General features: G+C 57.1%; 15 protein-coding genes. 5 read left to right on the plus strand and 10 right to left on the minus strand.

The genetic code is table 11. The features are described 5' to 3' along the window. Nucleotides 1-292: 292 nt before the first annotated feature. A complete protein-coding gene (locus GOX75_RS18285) occupies nucleotides 293-535 on the plus strand; it encodes a glycine zipper 2TM domain-containing protein (protein ID WP_171125516.1) in 243 nt (80 codons plus the stop codon). 138 nt (nucleotides 536-673) lie between these two features. Here the strand turns inward: GOX75_RS18285 and GOX75_RS18290 are convergent, their stop codons facing one another. The 8 genes from GOX75_RS18290 to GOX75_RS18325 are packed head-to-tail and all read right to left on the minus strand — an operon-like array spanning nucleotide 674 to nucleotide 7,962. Then, complete coding sequence (locus tag GOX75_RS18290; protein ID WP_171125519.1) at nucleotides 674-1,516, minus strand: fumarylacetoacetate hydrolase family protein; 843 nt, start codon at nucleotides 1,514-1,516, stop codon at nucleotides 674-676. Between the two features lie 18 nt (nucleotides 1,517-1,534). Then, nucleotides 1,535-2,290: an SDR family oxidoreductase gene (locus GOX75_RS18295; RefSeq protein WP_171125521.1), complete on the minus strand. Its 756-nt coding sequence runs from the start codon at nucleotides 2,288-2,290 to the stop codon at nucleotides 1,535-1,537. Nucleotides 2,291-2,300: 10 nt separating this feature from the next. Beyond that, nucleotides 2,301-3,803: an aldehyde dehydrogenase (NADP(+)) gene (locus tag GOX75_RS18300; protein ID WP_171125742.1), complete on the minus strand. Its 1,503-nt coding sequence runs from the start codon at nucleotides 3,801-3,803 to the stop codon at nucleotides 2,301-2,303. A 13-nt stretch (nucleotides 3,804-3,816) separates the two neighbouring features. Beyond that, complete coding sequence (locus GOX75_RS18305) at nucleotides 3,817-4,929, minus strand: fumarylacetoacetate hydrolase family protein (RefSeq protein WP_171125524.1); 1,113 nt, start codon at nucleotides 4,927-4,929, stop codon at nucleotides 3,817-3,819. Between the two features lies 1 nt (nucleotide 4,930). After that, on the minus strand, nucleotides 4,931-5,761 hold the full coding sequence (locus GOX75_RS18310) for an amidohydrolase (RefSeq protein ID WP_171125526.1): 831 nt from the start codon (nucleotides 5,759-5,761) through the stop codon (nucleotides 4,931-4,933). After that, nucleotides 5,758-6,186, minus strand: a complete 429-nt coding sequence (locus GOX75_RS18315) for an RbsD/FucU family protein (RefSeq protein WP_171125527.1) — start codon at nucleotides 6,184-6,186, stop codon at nucleotides 5,758-5,760. The genes GOX75_RS18310 and GOX75_RS18315 overlap by 4 nt, the downstream gene beginning before the upstream one ends. Continuing rightward, nucleotides 6,176-7,228 carry an aldo/keto reductase gene (locus tag GOX75_RS18320; RefSeq protein WP_171125530.1) on the minus strand — a complete coding sequence of 351 codons (1,053 nt, stop codon included), beginning with the start codon at nucleotides 7,226-7,228 and terminating at the stop codon, nucleotides 6,176-6,178. Before GOX75_RS18320 ends, GOX75_RS18315 begins: the two co-directional genes overlap by 11 nt. Then, a complete protein-coding gene (locus GOX75_RS18325; protein WP_254428843.1) occupies nucleotides 7,225-7,962 on the minus strand; it encodes a GntR family transcriptional regulator in 738 nt (245 codons plus the stop codon). The genes GOX75_RS18320 and GOX75_RS18325 overlap by 4 nt, the downstream gene beginning before the upstream one ends. 84 nt (nucleotides 7,963-8,046) lie before the next feature. Between GOX75_RS18325 and GOX75_RS18330 the strand changes: the two genes are divergently transcribed. Genes GOX75_RS18330 through GOX75_RS18345 form a run of 4 tightly spaced genes read left to right on the plus strand, consistent with a single transcriptional unit; the run spans nucleotide 8,047 to nucleotide 13,157 of the window. Then, nucleotides 8,047-9,600 (plus strand): UxaA family hydrolase, encoded by a 1,554-nt coding sequence (locus tag GOX75_RS18330; protein WP_171125536.1) that lies wholly within the window; start codon nucleotides 8,047-8,049, stop codon nucleotides 9,598-9,600. A gap of 40 nt (nucleotides 9,601-9,640) precedes the next feature. Then, nucleotides 9,641-11,167, plus strand: a complete 1,527-nt coding sequence (locus GOX75_RS18335; RefSeq protein WP_171125537.1) for a sugar ABC transporter ATP-binding protein — start codon at nucleotides 9,641-9,643, stop codon at nucleotides 11,165-11,167. Further along, nucleotides 11,164-12,171, plus strand: coding sequence for an ABC transporter permease (locus GOX75_RS18340; RefSeq protein ID WP_171125539.1), 1,008 nt, complete (start codon nucleotides 11,164-11,166; stop codon nucleotides 12,169-12,171). Before GOX75_RS18335 ends, GOX75_RS18340 begins: the two co-directional genes overlap by 4 nt. A 41-nt stretch (nucleotides 12,172-12,212) precedes the next feature. Continuing rightward, nucleotides 12,213-13,157: an ABC transporter substrate-binding protein gene (locus tag GOX75_RS18345; RefSeq protein ID WP_171125541.1), complete on the plus strand. Its 945-nt coding sequence runs from the start codon at nucleotides 12,213-12,215 to the stop codon at nucleotides 13,155-13,157. A 66-nt stretch (nucleotides 13,158-13,223) separates the two neighbouring features. Here the strand turns inward: GOX75_RS18345 and GOX75_RS18350 are convergent, their stop codons facing one another. Together GOX75_RS18350 and GOX75_RS18355 are read right to left on the minus strand one after the other, a co-directional pair. Beyond that, the gene (locus GOX75_RS18350; protein ID WP_171125543.1) at nucleotides 13,224-14,036 is read right to left on the minus strand and encodes an IclR family transcriptional regulator; all 813 of its coding nucleotides are present in this window, start codon (nucleotides 14,034-14,036) and stop codon (nucleotides 13,224-13,226) included. 111 nt (nucleotides 14,037-14,147) lie between these two features. After that, entirely contained in the window at nucleotides 14,148-15,104 is a 957-nt protein-coding gene (locus GOX75_RS18355; protein ID WP_171125545.1) for a substrate-binding domain-containing protein, read from the minus strand. Nucleotides 15,105-15,170 lie beyond the last annotated feature (66 nt).

The following is a 15,170-nucleotide window of genomic DNA, read 5'->3' on the forward strand; positions in this document are numbered from 1 at the left end:
GAATCGCTGGGCGAGGTCGCCGAATACGCTGGGGCTTCGATCCTGAAGCGGTGAAATCCAGTCGGGGTGCGACCTTGATCCAAACTCTGTGAGAGGGGTCGCACACGCAGGACGAAAATGACGAATACCCTGAATCCTCACCCTTGCGCGCATTGAGTGAGAAGCTCAGCGCCAAGTGAGTACATTAAGATAAGATTACGGTTGCTTAATATTGCGGTTGGAGCCTTGCAGGGAAACCGCTCACGGACCACCTAATCGGGTATCCCATTGGACAAAATCAGAGGCGATCAGGATGAAAAAGGTGGTGTTGACCAGCATTGTTGGCGGATCGTTGTTCTTGGCGGCATGTGGGGCCCCAACAACGCCAACTCAGGCCCAACTACAGCATGACGCGCGCTGCGCTGCGGGTGTTCTGGGCGGTGCCGCACTTGGTGGAGTGGTTGGGAACCGGTTCGGTGGTGGAACAGGCAAGGCTTTGTCTACCGCAGCCGGCGCGGGTCTGGGGATGTATGCAGGTCAAGCGGCCTGCCACTGACCACATTTAGTCGGATGCGCCGTCTTGCTTGAATTTCCTATTTTGATTTAATCTGTGGGAACACTTGCTGGAAGGATTGCCCCGAACACATGGTTTGCGGCTCGGATGCAAAGGTGTTTTCCGGGTTCGAAAGCCGGTTTATCCGGCTGCAACGTTCTGCCGTTGAATGCCCAGCCCTTCGATCCCTAGTTCCATCTTGTCACCGGGTTTCAGATAAGTCGCAGGGTCTTGACCCATGCCAACACCCGGCGGTGTTCCGGTTGAGATGACATCCCCCGACTGCAGGGACATGAACTGCGACAGATGCGAAATAACGGTCGCGACGCCGAAATGCATCGTCTTTGTCGACCCGTCCTGATACCGATGCCCGTTGACCTCTAGGTACATCGGCAGGTTCTGCGGGTCTGGTACTTCGTCGCGTGTGACCAGCCAAGGGCCGATCGGGCCGAAAGTGTCTGCGGACTTCCCTTTGACCCACTGACCTGAACGATGCAACTGAAAGTCCCTTTCGGATAGATCATTGATCACACAATATCCGGCCACGTAATCCAGAGCTTCGGCCTCTGAGACATATTTTGCCTCTTTCCCGATGACGACGCCCAATTCCACTTCCCAATCGGTCTTGACTGAATTGCGCGGGATTTCCACGGTGTCGTTGGGTCCGATGATAGCCGATGTCGCCTTGAAAAAGATTACGGGTTCATCCGGCAATGCCATTCCGCTTTCAGCGGCGTGGTCGGCATAATTCAAGCCAATGCAGATAAACTTGCCCACGTGTCCGACGCAGGACCCGATACGTGTGTCTGCCGCAACAAGCGGCAAGTTGGCGACGTCTACAGCCCGTAAGCGGTTCAGGCTTTCGTCGATTAGAACCGGACCTGAGATATCGTCAACGATGCCTGATAGGTCGCGGATATTGCCGTCCTCGTCCAGAATGCCGGGTTTTTCTGCCCCCACAGTTCCGTGCCTCAGCAGTTTCATTTCATGGTCCCTTTCCGTTCAGATGGTCCAACCGCCGTCGACTGCGAATGGTTGTCCCGAGGTATATCTACTGGCGTCACTTGCGAGATACAGTGCAAGTTCGGCTATTTCTTCCGGTTTGCCGATCCGGCCCATCGGTTGCCGCGCGATAAAGTCAGCCATTGCTTGGTCGTAGTCACCCGACGCGCGCAAACGGTCGTGCAGGCTTGGGCTGTCGACCGTCCCCGGACAAATCGCGTTACACCGGATTTTTTGGGTTACGAAATCGGCAGCGACGGACTTGGTCAGGCCGATCACGGCCGCTTTTGATGCGCAATAGGCAAACCTGTTCGGTACGCCCTTCATGGATGATGCGACGGACGACATATTGATGATCGACCCGCCACCTTCTTTGAGCATTCCGGGCAGGGTTAGCTGGATCAGCCTGAACATTGCTTTGACGTTGAGGTCAAAACTGAAGTCCCAGTCCTTTTCGCTGCATTCCAGAATTGATCCGCTGGCAACAAAGCCTGCGCAATTAAACAGAACGTCCAGATTTGGCAGGTTGGCCGCAGCTGTTGCCACGGCTTCATTGTCCGTTACGTCCAGCTTAAGCGGCTCGATACCGGGAATGGTGCCCAATTCGGCCAGTGAAGCCTCATTGATGTCGCTGGCGATTACACGTGCCCCTTCGACCGCAAACAATTCGGCAGTTGCCCGGCCAATGCCCTGGCCCGCGGCGGTGATCAGGGCAGTTTTACCCGCAAGACGAAGGGAGGGTTGTCTGGATGTCATGCGCGGTTCCTTATAGTTGCTCGGGTAGAAGGGACGTCGGGATGTCCTGATAGCAGACGGGCCGCAAAAAGCGCCGGATGGACAACGTGCCAACCGAAGTCGCGCCAAAATTGGTTGAGGCCGGGTAGGGGCCGCCGTGAACCATGCTATCGCAAACCTCAACACCCGTGGGAAAGCTGTTGGCCAGAAGGCGTCCCGCCTTGCGTTCCAGCAAAGGCAACAGGGCACGAGCGTCCGCCATGTCGTCTTCGTCGAGGTGCAGCGTGCAGGTCAGTTGCCCTTCGATAGAGCGTGCAATCTGTTGCATTTGCGCGGTGCCCTTTACGCGCACGATAATTCCCAGTGGACCAAAGACCTCTTCCTGCAACTTGTGGTCGGATAGCCAATCCTCGCCCGAAACGGTGAACAGATAAGGGGCCGCATCGCGGGTTTCGCACGCAGTCCCGATGATTTTGGAAACCCCGGTCCCTGCCGCGACGCGGGATACACCGTCCCGGTAGGCGGCGGCGATCCCGTCGGTCAGCATGGTTTGCTCGGCCACTGCGGACAGGCCGGTTTTGGCAGCGGCCTGAAACGCATCAGCATCAGGGCCATCGACGATGACGGCAATGCCGGGATTGGTGCAGAACTGGCCGGCCCCCATGGTCAGAGACCCTGACCATGCGGTGCCGATCTCTGCCCCTCTGGCGGTGGCGGCTTGCGGCAGCACGAACATTGGATTGACCGACCCCAATTCTCCGAAGAACGGGATGGGCTCGTCACGCTGCGCACATAGATCAAACAGGGCGCGCCCTCCGGCCAGACTTCCGGTAAAGCCAACCGCACGGATCAATGGATGTTGTACCAGGCGATTGCCCACATCGCGTTTGCCGCCCTGAACCAAAGAGAACACGCCGGGATGAACGCCGGTCGCCTTGATCGCGGCGTCGATGGCCTGCGCGACGATTTCGCCGGTGCCGGGATGGGCCGAGTGTCCTTTGACGACGACGGGGCATCCTGCGGCCAACGCCGCGGCCGTGTCGCCCCCGGCAACCGAAAAGGCCAACGGAAAGTTCGACGCTCCAAATACCGCCACCGGACCCAACGGGCGCTGGATCATCCGCAGGTCCGGTCGGGGCAGGGGGGCACGGTCGGGCATCGCGGGGTCATGGCGATGGTCTAGATAATCTCCGGCCTCGATGTGATCGGCAAACAGGCGCAATTGCCCAACGGTGCGGCCACGTTCGCCCTGCAGCCGTGCTTCGGGCAGACCGGTTTCCTGTGTGCCGATTTCGGTGATGGCATCTCCGCGCGCGTCAATCTCATCTGCGATCTTGCGCAAAAGCGTGGCGCGCTCGGTGCGAGAGGACCAGCCAAAGGTGGCAAATGCGGTCTCTGCCGCTTCGACTGCGGTATCGACAAGTGCTGCCGTGCCCACAGAAAAATCATGGCTCGGCCCATGCGCGGGTTCAGAGGCAAAAGTCGTGTCTGCACTGACCCATTCGCCAGCGATCAGGTGTTTTCCGGTCAACATCATGAATTCTTTCTTACAACAGGCCGCGATGGGCCAGGTTTCGCATCAGGTGTGACGCCCCAAAAGTCCATTCGGGGCAGTCTGTCGACAGGCGCACGGTGTTCGTCAGCGCGCCCAGTTGGTCATTGGCAATGGTGACGACATCGCCAAGTTTGTGCGTGAATCCACTGCCAGGCGTGTCCCTGTCTTGGGTCGGAGCGAAGAGCGTACCGAGAAACAGCATCAGCCCATCGGGATATTGGTGGTGGCGTCCAATCGTCTGCTTCACAAGATCGGCGGGATCGCGACTGATCTGTGACATCGAGGAGCTGCCATTCAGTACAAACCCGTCCGGTCCGGTGACAGTCAGCGTCAATTCAGCCTGACGAACGTCATCCAAGGTGAATCCGTTATCAAACAACCGGATCATTGGACCGATCGCGCAAGATGCATTGTTGTCTTTGGCTTTGCTTAGCAACAGGGCCGAGCGACCTTCAACGTCACGCAGGTTGACGTCGTTACCCAAGGTCGCCCCTCTGATTTCACCGCGCGAGGTCACCGCCAGAACGACCTCTGGCTCGGGGTTGTTCCAGGTTGAAATCGGGTGGAGGCCAACATCCGCGCCATGCCCAACCGAGGACAGAACCTGCGCCTTGGAAAACACTTCTGCATCGGGGCCGATCCCAACTTCAAGATACTGGCTCCAGAGACCTTCGGCGATTAGTGCTTGCTTGACTTGTTCCGCGGCATCTGACCCGGGTACGATGTTGGACAGGCTGTCTCCGATCCGGTCTCCGATGCGCGATCTGATCGCCTCGGCCTTGGCCGGATCACCGGCGGCCTGTTCCTCGATCACGCGCTCGACCATCGACCCGGCAAATGTGACCCCGCACGCCTTTACCGCCTGCAAGTCGCATGGGGCGAGCCATTGGTGGCCTGCGTCCAGCGGGCCGACATCTTCGCCTCGAACAGTGCGCACATAATCGGCTGCATCGTCGCGTTCCAGAATATCCCGGACAGTTGGGGCGGCTTTCGACGTGATGTCGACCACATTCCCATCACGCAGAGTGACGACACAGGGGCCAATCCCGGCACGCTCGATCCGCCCGAGCCAAAGCCCGTCTAAATCCAAATTCGGTACAGTCATGTCATTCCCTGAGGTTATAGGCGCGGGCGGCATTTCCGCCCAATATTGCTTCGCGTTCTGAATCGCTGAGTTGGTTCAGCAGTACATCGGTTGTCTCAAGCCAGCGCTCATAGCTACTGGCCAAGGTGCATACCGGCCAGTCACTGCCCCAGATCAGACGCGAGGGCCCGAAAGTGTTCAGCAGGTGATCCACGTAGGGGCGCAGGTCTTCGACAGACCAGTCTGCGGCGGCTTCGGTCACAAGGCCGGACAGCTTGCACCAAGCGGCGGTCTCTTTGGCCAACGCTGCCATGTTGTCAGCCCAATCGCTTATGATTGCATCCTTGATCAACGGTTTCGACCCATGATCGATAACCACGCGCATGTTGGGCAGAAATTCAAGAAGCGTCCTGAGCGGCCCAAGGTGCTGAGGCAATGTCAGGGCGTCGAATGTCAGATCATGATGTTGCACCGCCTCAAAAGCTGGGGCCAGCGTGTCACCAAGCATCCAAAGGGGATCGTCGATATCCTGTATCATAGGGCGAAGGCCGACCAGAGCGGGGTGGGCCGCCAGTTCAGCGATCCGCGCGGGTGCTTCGGCTGCTTCAAAGTCGACCCAACCAACAACGCCTTTGATGAATGCATTCTGATCGGCCAGCGATAGAATGTATTCGGTCTCGGCCACGGTCGGCGCGGCCTGGACAAGGACAGTACCTTCGATCTTGGCGGCCTTAAGCAAGGGCAAAAGGTCGTCCGGTGCGAAGTCCCGGTAGATCGGGCCCAGTTCAGCGGTCAGCCAGCCATAGTCGCCCCGCGCCAAAGCCCAGAAATGCTGGTGCGCGTCGATCCTCATCCGATCACACCCTTTTTCAGGATGATGTTGCCATAGAGCCTGCGCTCGCCTGTCTGCACGACGGCAAAAGCTTTGGCAGCACGGTCGTAGAATGCAAACCGTTCCAAGCCCTGCACCTTGACCTGGTTATCGGCGGTCGTATCGATGATGCGCTGAAAGTCCGCGACTGCGTCAGGAACTGCTTGCGGATTACCTACAACCTGCATGGTCAACGCCGGGTCAGGAACGAAGGTGTCCAACGGCATTACGGACAACACAGCTTGCAACACTTCACTGGCCGAAGATCCATCCGCCCGAATGCAGTCAGGACCGCTGCTCGAGCCCGGGAAATTCGCATCAGCGATAACGATCTCGTCCCCGTGGCCCATAGCCCTGAGAGTATACAGCAATTCTGGTGACAGGATGGGGTCGATGTTACGCAGCATTTGCGGCCTCGCTTGGTAGCGGAGCGTCCGGCCGGATCAGACCCTCGGACCTGAGATCAGACCACAGACCCGGAGGAATCTCGCGCTCCATCAAGGCAACGTTGGATTGTACTTCGGACGCGCTGACGGCGCCGGGCACGACAGTTTTGACGCATGGATGGCCAAGTACGAATTGTAGGGCTGCAGCAATCAGCGGCGTATTGTGCGCTGTGCAGACGGCTTCGATCTTGCGAACCCGATCCAGAATGTCCTCGGGTGCGTCCGCGTAGTTGTACTTGGCACCGGGTACCGCCCCTGTGGCCAGAATGCCCGAATTATAAGGCCCCCCAAGAATGATGCCGACATCGCGCTGCGCGCAAAGCGGCAGAAAACTGTCAAGGGCTTCCTGTTCCAGCAAGGTATAGCGGCCTGCCAAAAGGAACCCGTCAAAATCCCCCAATCCAAGCAGCTTTTCGCAAACCTGCCATTCGTTTACGCCCGCGCCAATTGCTGCGATCTCACCGGCATCGCGCAGTTCTACGAGGGCTTTGTATCCGCCGCCATCGAACAGTTCGCGTACCTTTGCGTCCGACATTTCCTGGCTGCCCTGGCTGAATACACAGACATCATGAACCAACAGGATATCTGCATTTGCGACGCCGATCCGTTCGCGGCTGGCTTCATACGACCGCATTACCCCATCGTAGGTATAGTCGAACACAATCCGCTTCTGCGGCACATCGACAAAGGCTTCGGGCGTTACCTCATGTGGTTCGCAATCCAGCAGCAGGCGTCCAATTTTGGTCGAAAGCTGAATGTTCTCGCGCCCAAATCGGCCAATTGCCTCTCCAAACCGGTGTTCTGACCGGCCTAGCCCGTATTGTGGTGCGGTGTCGAAAAACCGGATGCCTGCGTCATAGGCTGCCTGCAAAGCCGCCTGTGCGTCTTCGTCCGAAACTTTGCGGTACAGATTGCCCAACGGTGCGCCGCCAAAACCCATTTGGGTCAGGGGAACGGGCCGTGTGGTGCGATTGTTCAGAAGTTCTGTCTGAGAAACGGTCATCCTGCCTCGCGATTGAGTTGTGTTGGAAGGTTAAACAAGTGTGGTTTTTGCTGTTGCAACTGCTCGATACGCGGCATCAGTTGCCCAAGATGGGCCCGCATGGCGTCTTGCGCTGCTTGCTCGTCGCGATTGCTGATCGCATCGAAAATTGCTCGGTGTTCTGCCATCGTTTCCGCGATCCGGCCCGGCGAGGGCAGCAACAGCATTCGGGCGCGACTGACCTGCAGGGACACTGTCTGCGCGACGTCCGCAAGGCGGCGGAAGCCGGTGAATTCCATCAACAGGCCGTGGAATTCTTCGTCTGCCTGATAAAACCCGGGGATATCTTCATCCTCGATCAACAGCTCTTGCAGACGCATGTTGCGGCTAATGAGTTTACGTTGTTCTTCGGTTAGGTCGCGTGCAACCTTGGCCACCGTTGCAAGCTCAAGCGCTTCACGCAGGAAGACGCCTTCGCGGATTTCGTCCATCGAAAGATACGATATGCGGGTTCCCGATTGCGGCACCACATCCACCAGCCCTTCCGAGGCCAGCCGCGCTATCGCATCGGCAACCGGCGCACGTGAAACACCCAGCCTTTCGCACACAGGTGCCTTTCTGAGGTTTGCTCCGGGCGGGAAATCCAGCGTCAGAATCGCCTGCTTCAATGAATGGTGAACCCGCTGCGTCAGCGATCCTTCGGTTGTCGTGATCTCGGGCAGCAGCGCGGCATCTATGTCTTGATGTTTATTCATGCTTGGCAAATTAACATTCTAACATGTTAGTTGACAAGTACAGATTTGGAGCTTAGCAACATTGCCCAAGCAAGCGGGGAAAAGATGCAAGCACATAGCGGCACAAATGTTTTGGAAGGGGCGACGCGTGATGTCGTGAAGCTCAACCCTCAAGACAATATCGTCATTGCTTTGCGGGACTTGGAAGCGGGTGAACAACCCGCACCTGTTCCTGTGCCGCTCGTCGCGTCAGTCGCTCGGGGCCACAAGATTGCCGTGAGTCGAATCCTAGCCGGACAGAATATCATCCGTTATGGTCAAGTCATCGGGCAGGCCAAATGCGATATCGTGCCCGGCGAGCATGTCCATGTGCACAACCTAGGCATGGGGGCGCATCAGCAGGACTATGCGTATGCCAGTGCCAATGCGCCCTTGCCGGCGTTGACTGAGGAGCGAACCTTCGACGGCTATCATCGGACCGACGGCAAGGTGGGCACCCGGAACTATATCGGCATTCTGACGACCGTGAATTGCTCGGGTTCCGTCGCGCGGTTCATCGCCGAGGCTGCGGAAAAATCCGGGCTGCTGGACAATTTCCCTAATGTTGACGGCGTGGTTCCGATCGTGCACGGGACCGGCTGTGGAATGTCTGGTAAGGACGAAGGCTATGCCACCCTGTTCAGGACGCTGGCCGGTTACGCGCAGCATCCGAATTTCGGGGGTATCCTGCTGATTGGCCTGGGATGCGAAGTCATGCAGGTGGCTGACCTTGTCGGCGGTCGCCCAATTCGCGCTGACGGTGCCTTGCGATACATGACCATTCAGAATGAGGGTGGAACGCGCCGCACTATCGAGCGGGGATTGGAAGAGCTTCGAGGAATTGCAGAGCTGGCCAATCAGGTTGAACGCGCACCAGCGCCGATCAGTGCCATCACGGTTGGAATGCAGTGCGGCGGATCGGACGGGTATTCAGGGATCACTGCGAATCCAGCATTGGGATATGCGTCAGACCTGCTTGTGCGCCATGGCGGTACGACGATCTTGTCGGAAACGTCCGAAGTCTACGGCGCGGAACATCTGCTCACTCGACGTGCAGAGACGGTCGAAGTTGGCGAAAAGCTGATCGAACGCATCCACTGGTGGGAAGATTACACCGCGCGCAACGGCGGCGAGATGGATAATAACCCAAGCCCCGGCAACAAGCGCGGCGGGCTGACGACCATTCTGGAAAAGTCGCTTGGGGCCGTTGCCAAAGGGGGTACTGCGCCTCTGCGCGATGTCTATAAATTTGGCGAGATAGTCGACAAAAACGGGTTCGTCTTCATGGATAGCCCAGGTTTTGATCCGTGTTCGGTGACTGGGCAAGTGGCCTCGGGGTCCAACCTGATTGTGTTCACGACCGGCCGTGGATCGGTGTCCGGATATCAGCCGACGCCCTGTATCAAGCTGGCAACCAATTCGGAAATGTATGTGCGCATGGCCGATGACATGGACCTGAATTGCGGCGACATCGTCACCGACGGGGTCAGTATCGAAACCAAGGGCGAGGAATTGTTCGAGATGCTGATCCGGGTTGCCTCGGGCGAGAAAACCAAAAGTGAGGAACTTGGCTTTGGGGGCGTTGAATTTGTCCCCTGGCAAATCGGCGCGGTGATGTAGTCGCGTTGGGCCCAAGGGAGAGGGTCACATGGGAGGGAAAATGAATAAACTGGTCGAAATGACGGGGATTGATAAATTCTTCCCTGGTGTGCACGCGCTGAAATCCGTGCAGTTCGATCTTGAACCGGGCGAAGTCCATGCGTTGATGGGTGAGAACGGCGCCGGAAAGAGCACGTTGATGAAGATCCTGTCAGGGATCTATCAGCGCGACGGCGGAACCCTAAAGATTGAAGGGCGTGACGTTAGTCCGACAACCCCGCGTGAGGCACAGGATCTGGGCATCGGGATAATCCATCAGGAACTGAGCCTGATGAACGACCTGACTGTCGCGCAGAATATCTTTATTGGGCGAGAACCACGCAAGAGCTTTGGCCGATTGGACGAAGCGGCTTTGAATGCGCAAACAGCCGAAATCTTCGCCTCGATGAACCTGAACCTTGATCCGAAGGCTTTGGTCGGCAGCCTGACGATTGCAAAGCAACAGATGGTCGAGATCGCCAAGGCGCTGTCGTTTCGGTCCAAGGCGCTGATCATGGACGAGCCAACGGCCGCGTTGAATGACGCCGAGATCGCTGAGTTGTTTGTGATCATCCGTCGCCTCAAAGCTGAAGGCGTGGGTGTCGTTTACATCAGTCACAAGATGGACGAGCTAAAACAGATTTCGGATCGCGTAACGGTTATGCGCGATGGCGAATACGTCGGAACGGTTGATGCTGCCGAAACCCCGATCAGTCGGATCATCGCCATGATGGTGGGGCGCGAGGTCAAGGAAGAACCGCTGGACGTCCCTGATCTGGGTGATGCCGAGATCTCCTTGCAGGTCACCGGCCTGAGCCGGGACACTGAGATTCAGGACGTCAGTTTCTCGGTCCAAAAGGGCGAGATTTTGGGTTTCGCCGGGTTGATGGGCGCAGGACGTACCGAAGTCGCGCGTGCTATTTTCGGGGCTGACGCCAAGGAAAAAGGTGAAATACGGGTACATGGTCAAGTGGTGTCGATCAAATCACCAACTGACGCCGTCAAAGCCGGGATTGGATACCTGTCAGAGGATCGAAAACACTTCGGCCTCGCCACGGGTATGAACGTGCGTGACAACATTGCGCTTGCCTCGATGGATCTGTTCACAGGCGCAGGTGGGGTTCTGAACGACAGCGAAATCGGCGACACCGCCAAAAGCTATATTCAGCAACTGGGCATTCGAACCCCCTCGGATGTTCAGGAAGTTCGCCTACTGTCGGGCGGCAACCAGCAGAAGGTGGTCATCGCCAAATGGCTGCTGCGGGACTGCGATATCCTGATCTTTGACGAACCAACACGCGGTATCGACGTCGGTGCGAAATCCGAAATTTATAAACTGCTGGAAGAATTGGCGGAACAGGGCAAGACGATCATCGTGATCTCATCGGAACTACCCGAGATCATGCGCCTCAGCCATCGCATCGCAGTGATGTGCGAAGGGCGACTGACCGGGATTCTGCCCGGCGGCAAAGACACCACTCAAGAAGACATCATGCATCTGGCGACGCAGCGCGCGGCGGCGATGCAGGTAACAGGGACAGTCCAATGACTACCGCAACAGACATAGAAAAGAAAAAACCACTCGCAGGGCTGTCCGACAGCGGCGCCTATCAAAAACTGCTCGCGTTCGCCAGCTTGATTGTCCTGCTAATCGGCTTTTCCATTGCATCGCCCAACTTCATGCAGACATCGAACATGATCGCCATTCTCCAGGCGACTTCGGTCAACGGGGTGCTGGCCGTGGCGGCTACGCTGGTCATTATCACTGGCGGGATTGACCTGTCGGTTGGCACGCTGATGACGTTTTGCGCTGTGATCGCCGGGGTGGTCCTGACCTATCTGGGCATGCCATTGCTGCTGGGGGTTGCCGCAGCCATTGCGGCAGGGGCATTCTGCGGGCTTTGTTCAGGCACTTTCGTTGCCAAGATGAAAATTCCGCCATTCATCGCCACGCTTGGGATGATGCTGATCCTCAAGGGTCTGTCGCTGGTAATTTCGGGCACGCGGCCAATCTATTTCAACGACACACCGGGCTTTGACTTGATCTCGCGCGGGTCGCTGATCGGAGAGGTCTTCCCGGCGTTACCCATCCCCAACGGCGTGCTGATCCTGTTTTTGGTGGCGATTGCAGCGTCGTACATTCTTGGGCGCACGGTTCTGGGCCGTTACACTTTTGCGCTTGGCTCGAACGAAGAAGCAGTTCGGCTTTCTGGTGTGAACACCGATATGTGGAAGATGCGCATTTATGCCCTTGCCGGGGCGATCTGCGGTATTGCCGGCATCCTGATCGCCTCACGCCTGAACTCGGCCCAACCCGCACTGGGTCTGGGATACGAACTTGAGGCCATCGCGGCCGTGGTCATCGGTGGTACATCGCTGTCGGGTGGGCGCGGCACCATCTTGGGTACGCTGATCGGCGCACTGATCATGGCAGTGCTGACCAACGGGCTGCGGGTGCTGTCCGTGGCTCAGGAATGGCAGACCGTTGTCACCGGCGCGATCATCATTCTGGCCGTCTATGCCGACATGGCGCGGCGCAAGAAATCCGGTTGAACAAGACAATGACAAAACGACAAACAGTGGAGGAGAAAAACATGTTTACACGTCGTTTCCTATTGGGTGCGCTAAGCGCGGCCACGATTGCAGGCCCGGCCTCGATGGCTGTCGCTGAGGATATCTATATCCCGCTGGTATCCAAAGGTTTCCAGCATCAGTTCTGGCAGGCGGTGAAGTCCGGTGCGGAACAGGCCGCGGACGAGTTTGACGTCACCATCACATTTGAAGGTCCGGACAATGAAACGATGGTGGACCGTCAAATCGACATGCTGGCGGCTGCGTTGGCCAACAACCCCAAGGCCATTGGCTTTGCCGCACTGGACAGCCAGGCTGCAATTCCGCTGCTGAAGCAGGCCAACGAAAAGGGTATTCCGATCATCGCTTTCGACAGTGGTGTCGACAGCGACATTCCACTTTCAACTGCGACGACGGACAACCTTGCGGCTGCCGGGCTTGCGGCTGACAAAATGGCCGAGAAAATCGGCGGCAAAGGGAAAGTCGCAGTCGTAGCACACGACCAGACAAGCCGGACAGGTATCGACCGTCGCGATGGCTTTGTGAACCGGATAGCGGAAAAATACCCGGATATCGAAGTTGTCACGGTGCAGTACGGTCAGGGTGACCACCTGAAATCGACCGAGGTGACCAAGGCGATTCTGACAGCAAACCCTGATCTGAACGGCATCTTTGGCACAAATGAAGGCTCTGCCATCGGCGTTGTAAACGGCGTTCAGGAGTTGGGCACCGAAGGTTTGGTCATTATCGGCTATGACAGCGGCAAAGCCCAGAAAGACGCAATCAAAAGCGGACTGATGGCTGGCGCAATTACTCAAAACCCAGTGGGTATCGGGTATGAGACCGTCAAAGCGGCAGTATCTGCCCTTAAAGGGGAAGAAGTACCTGCCCTGATTGATACCGGGTTTTACTACTACGATGCGTCTAACATCGACGATCCCAAGATCGCCGCTGTTCTGTACGATTAAAGACTACCACTCACGAAAATTGTCCGGCCTGCCTCTTGGGTGGGCCGGATAGCTTTTGATCCAAGGTCAAGCGAATTGATGCCAGGGGGTACGGGGCAGCGGCATTCGTGTCGCGACACTTGCCTGTAGCTGCGCCGCGGTTTGCTTGAGAGCCTCAATGACAAATTCCCGCCGGTTGTCGATCAGGGCTGATGCGAAATGGGGGATTGTCAGGGACGCGATCACCGTTTCGCCCGAGCCATGCCGGATTGGGGTCGAAATTTCATGGATAGCGTTGCTTTCAACACTTCCGAGCGAGATGTAATTCTGGTCCGCACAGACTGCAGCTTGATCGGAAAACTCCTGCAAAGCATCAGGATTTTCGTCGCCTGCTATCCGTCGGAGGTATGCCAGCCGATCTTCGTCAGAAGCCAACTCTGAAAGAAAGCACGCCCCGGCGGATGTTGAAAACACGGGCGTTGTGTAGCCGACTTGTACAGTGACGCCGTAGTTTTGAGAGGATGAAACACTGTTGATCACAATCAGATCGTCTTTGCCATTGGGCACCCAAAGGTGATTTGACAGCTCAATTTCTTCGGCTAGGCGATGCATGTAAGGTTCAGCTAGTTCAGCCAGCTTGCTGTTGTCTGTCCTGTCTCCACCCAAAAGGGCAAGCTTTCCAGTCAGCTTGAACAGATCACCCTCCTGACGGTCGATATACCCGCGTTCTTCGAGCACGATCATCATGCGGAAGATTTCATTCTTTGATCGACCAATTCCCTGCGCAAGCTGAGACAGCGTAGGGGCGGTGTCCGACAGAGACAGAAACTCAAGAATATCCAGACCTTTCTCCAGAGCAGGAGCGGAGTATTTTTGGAGTTTTGTCTTTTGTTCGGACATTCGTACCACCTTTTTTTAAGCTTTCTCAAAAAAGACAGCAGGGGCGCAAGCCCCTGCGTGTCCGACCGGCCACCCCGACAGGGAGGAGAAAGGAAACCGGTCTGATCGGTTTTAAAGCCCGTTCTTCTTCAGGACCTCACCTGCGTTATCGGCAGTGATTGCTTCGGTGCCCATGACGACCGACTTCGGTACTTCTTCGCCTTTCAGGTGTTTCAGTGCCTGACGCAGCCCTTCGGCACCGGGGGTCGGGTACAGGAAGGTGGCCGACAGCTCGCCATTGGCGACCCAGGTCACACCTTCGCCCGGCAGCGCGTCAACACCAATGAAGATGATGTCATCCGCACGACCTGCGTCTTTGGCGGCCAGATATGCACCATAGGCCATCGGGTCGTTGTGGCCGTAGACCATGGTGATGTCTTCATAGTTGCGCAGGGCGGTCGACATGATGTCATAGGCCTGATCCTGCTTCCAGTCGCCCGACTGTTGATCCAGCAGGAAGGTCACGCCGTCCTCGCCGTCGAAGGCTTCGTGGAAGCCGTTGGCGCGGTCATGCGCGGCTTGTGTTCCCAGACCACCCCAGATCTCGACGATGGTGCCTTTGGCTGCACCTGCACCGCCCAACTGGTCCAGCGCGAACTTGCCTGCCTCGCGGCCGATCAGTTCGTTGTCGCCGCCAACCCACTGAACGAATTTGTCGGTATCCACGTTGCGATCCAACACAAAGACAGGGATGCCCGCATCGGTTGCCTGCTCGACCACGCCGGTCAGACCGGCGGATTCCTTGGGCGAGATCAGGATCGCGTCCACTTCCTGACGGATAAAGTTCTCAACATCCGCAACCTGCTTTTCGGTGCGGTCATTGGCGTCTGCAATGATCAGCTCGACATTTTCGTGCAGATCCGCTTCGGCGCGTAGATCTTTGTTAAACTGAACCCGCCATGGTTCGACCGTGGTCACCTGCGAGAAGCCGATCACATAGTTATCAGCCGCCAGTACCATTGATGCCGAAAATGAAGTCGCGAGCGCGGTAGCGGCCATCAGGCCCTTGCCAAATGTTCTTCTTTTCATAGTCTACTCCTTAGTCATGATGCGGGTTTCTCCAAATTCCCGCGTTCTGATTGCTCTGACCTTGGT

Source organism: Ruegeria sp. HKCCD7251 (assembly GCF_013031165.1).
In the GTDB taxonomy this organism is placed as follows: Bacteria; Pseudomonadota; Alphaproteobacteria; order Rhodobacterales; family Rhodobacteraceae; genus Ruegeria.

Coding starts and splice junctions, on each gene's coding strand:
- GOX75_RS18285 (WP_171125516.1), top strand. CDS start 293: ATGAAAAAGGTGGTGTTGACCAGCATTGTTGGCGGATCGTTGTTCTTG.
- GOX75_RS18290 (WP_171125519.1), bottom strand. CDS start 1,516: ATGAAACTGCTGAGGCACGGAACTGTGGGGGCAGAAAAACCCGGCATT.
- GOX75_RS18295 (WP_171125521.1), bottom strand. CDS start 2,290: ATGACATCCAGACAACCCTCCCTTCGTCTTGCGGGTAAAACTGCCCTG.
- GOX75_RS18300 (WP_171125742.1), bottom strand. CDS start 3,803: ATGTTGACCGGAAAACACCTGATCGCTGGCGAATGGGTCAGTGCAGAC.
- GOX75_RS18305 (WP_171125524.1), bottom strand. CDS start 4,929: ATGACTGTACCGAATTTGGATTTAGACGGGCTTTGGCTCGGGCGGATC.
- GOX75_RS18310 (WP_171125526.1), bottom strand. CDS start 5,761: ATGAGGATCGACGCGCACCAGCATTTCTGGGCTTTGGCGCGGGGCGAC.
- GOX75_RS18315 (WP_171125527.1), bottom strand. CDS start 6,186: ATGCTGCGTAACATCGACCCCATCCTGTCACCAGAATTGCTGTATACT.
- GOX75_RS18320 (WP_171125530.1), bottom strand. CDS start 7,228: ATGACCGTTTCTCAGACAGAACTTCTGAACAATCGCACCACACGGCCC.
- GOX75_RS18325 (WP_254428843.1), bottom strand. CDS start 7,962: ATGAATAAACATCAAGACATAGATGCCGCGCTGCTGCCCGAGATCACG.
- GOX75_RS18330 (WP_171125536.1), top strand. CDS start 8,047: ATGCAAGCACATAGCGGCACAAATGTTTTGGAAGGGGCGACGCGTGAT.
- GOX75_RS18335 (WP_171125537.1), top strand. CDS start 9,641: ATGAATAAACTGGTCGAAATGACGGGGATTGATAAATTCTTCCCTGGT.
- GOX75_RS18340 (WP_171125539.1), top strand. CDS start 11,164: ATGACTACCGCAACAGACATAGAAAAGAAAAAACCACTCGCAGGGCTG.
- GOX75_RS18345 (WP_171125541.1), top strand. CDS start 12,213: ATGTTTACACGTCGTTTCCTATTGGGTGCGCTAAGCGCGGCCACGATT.
- GOX75_RS18350 (WP_171125543.1), bottom strand. CDS start 14,036: ATGTCCGAACAAAAGACAAAACTCCAAAAATACTCCGCTCCTGCTCTG.
- GOX75_RS18355 (WP_171125545.1), bottom strand. CDS start 15,104: ATGAAAAGAAGAACATTTGGCAAGGGCCTGATGGCCGCTACCGCGCTC.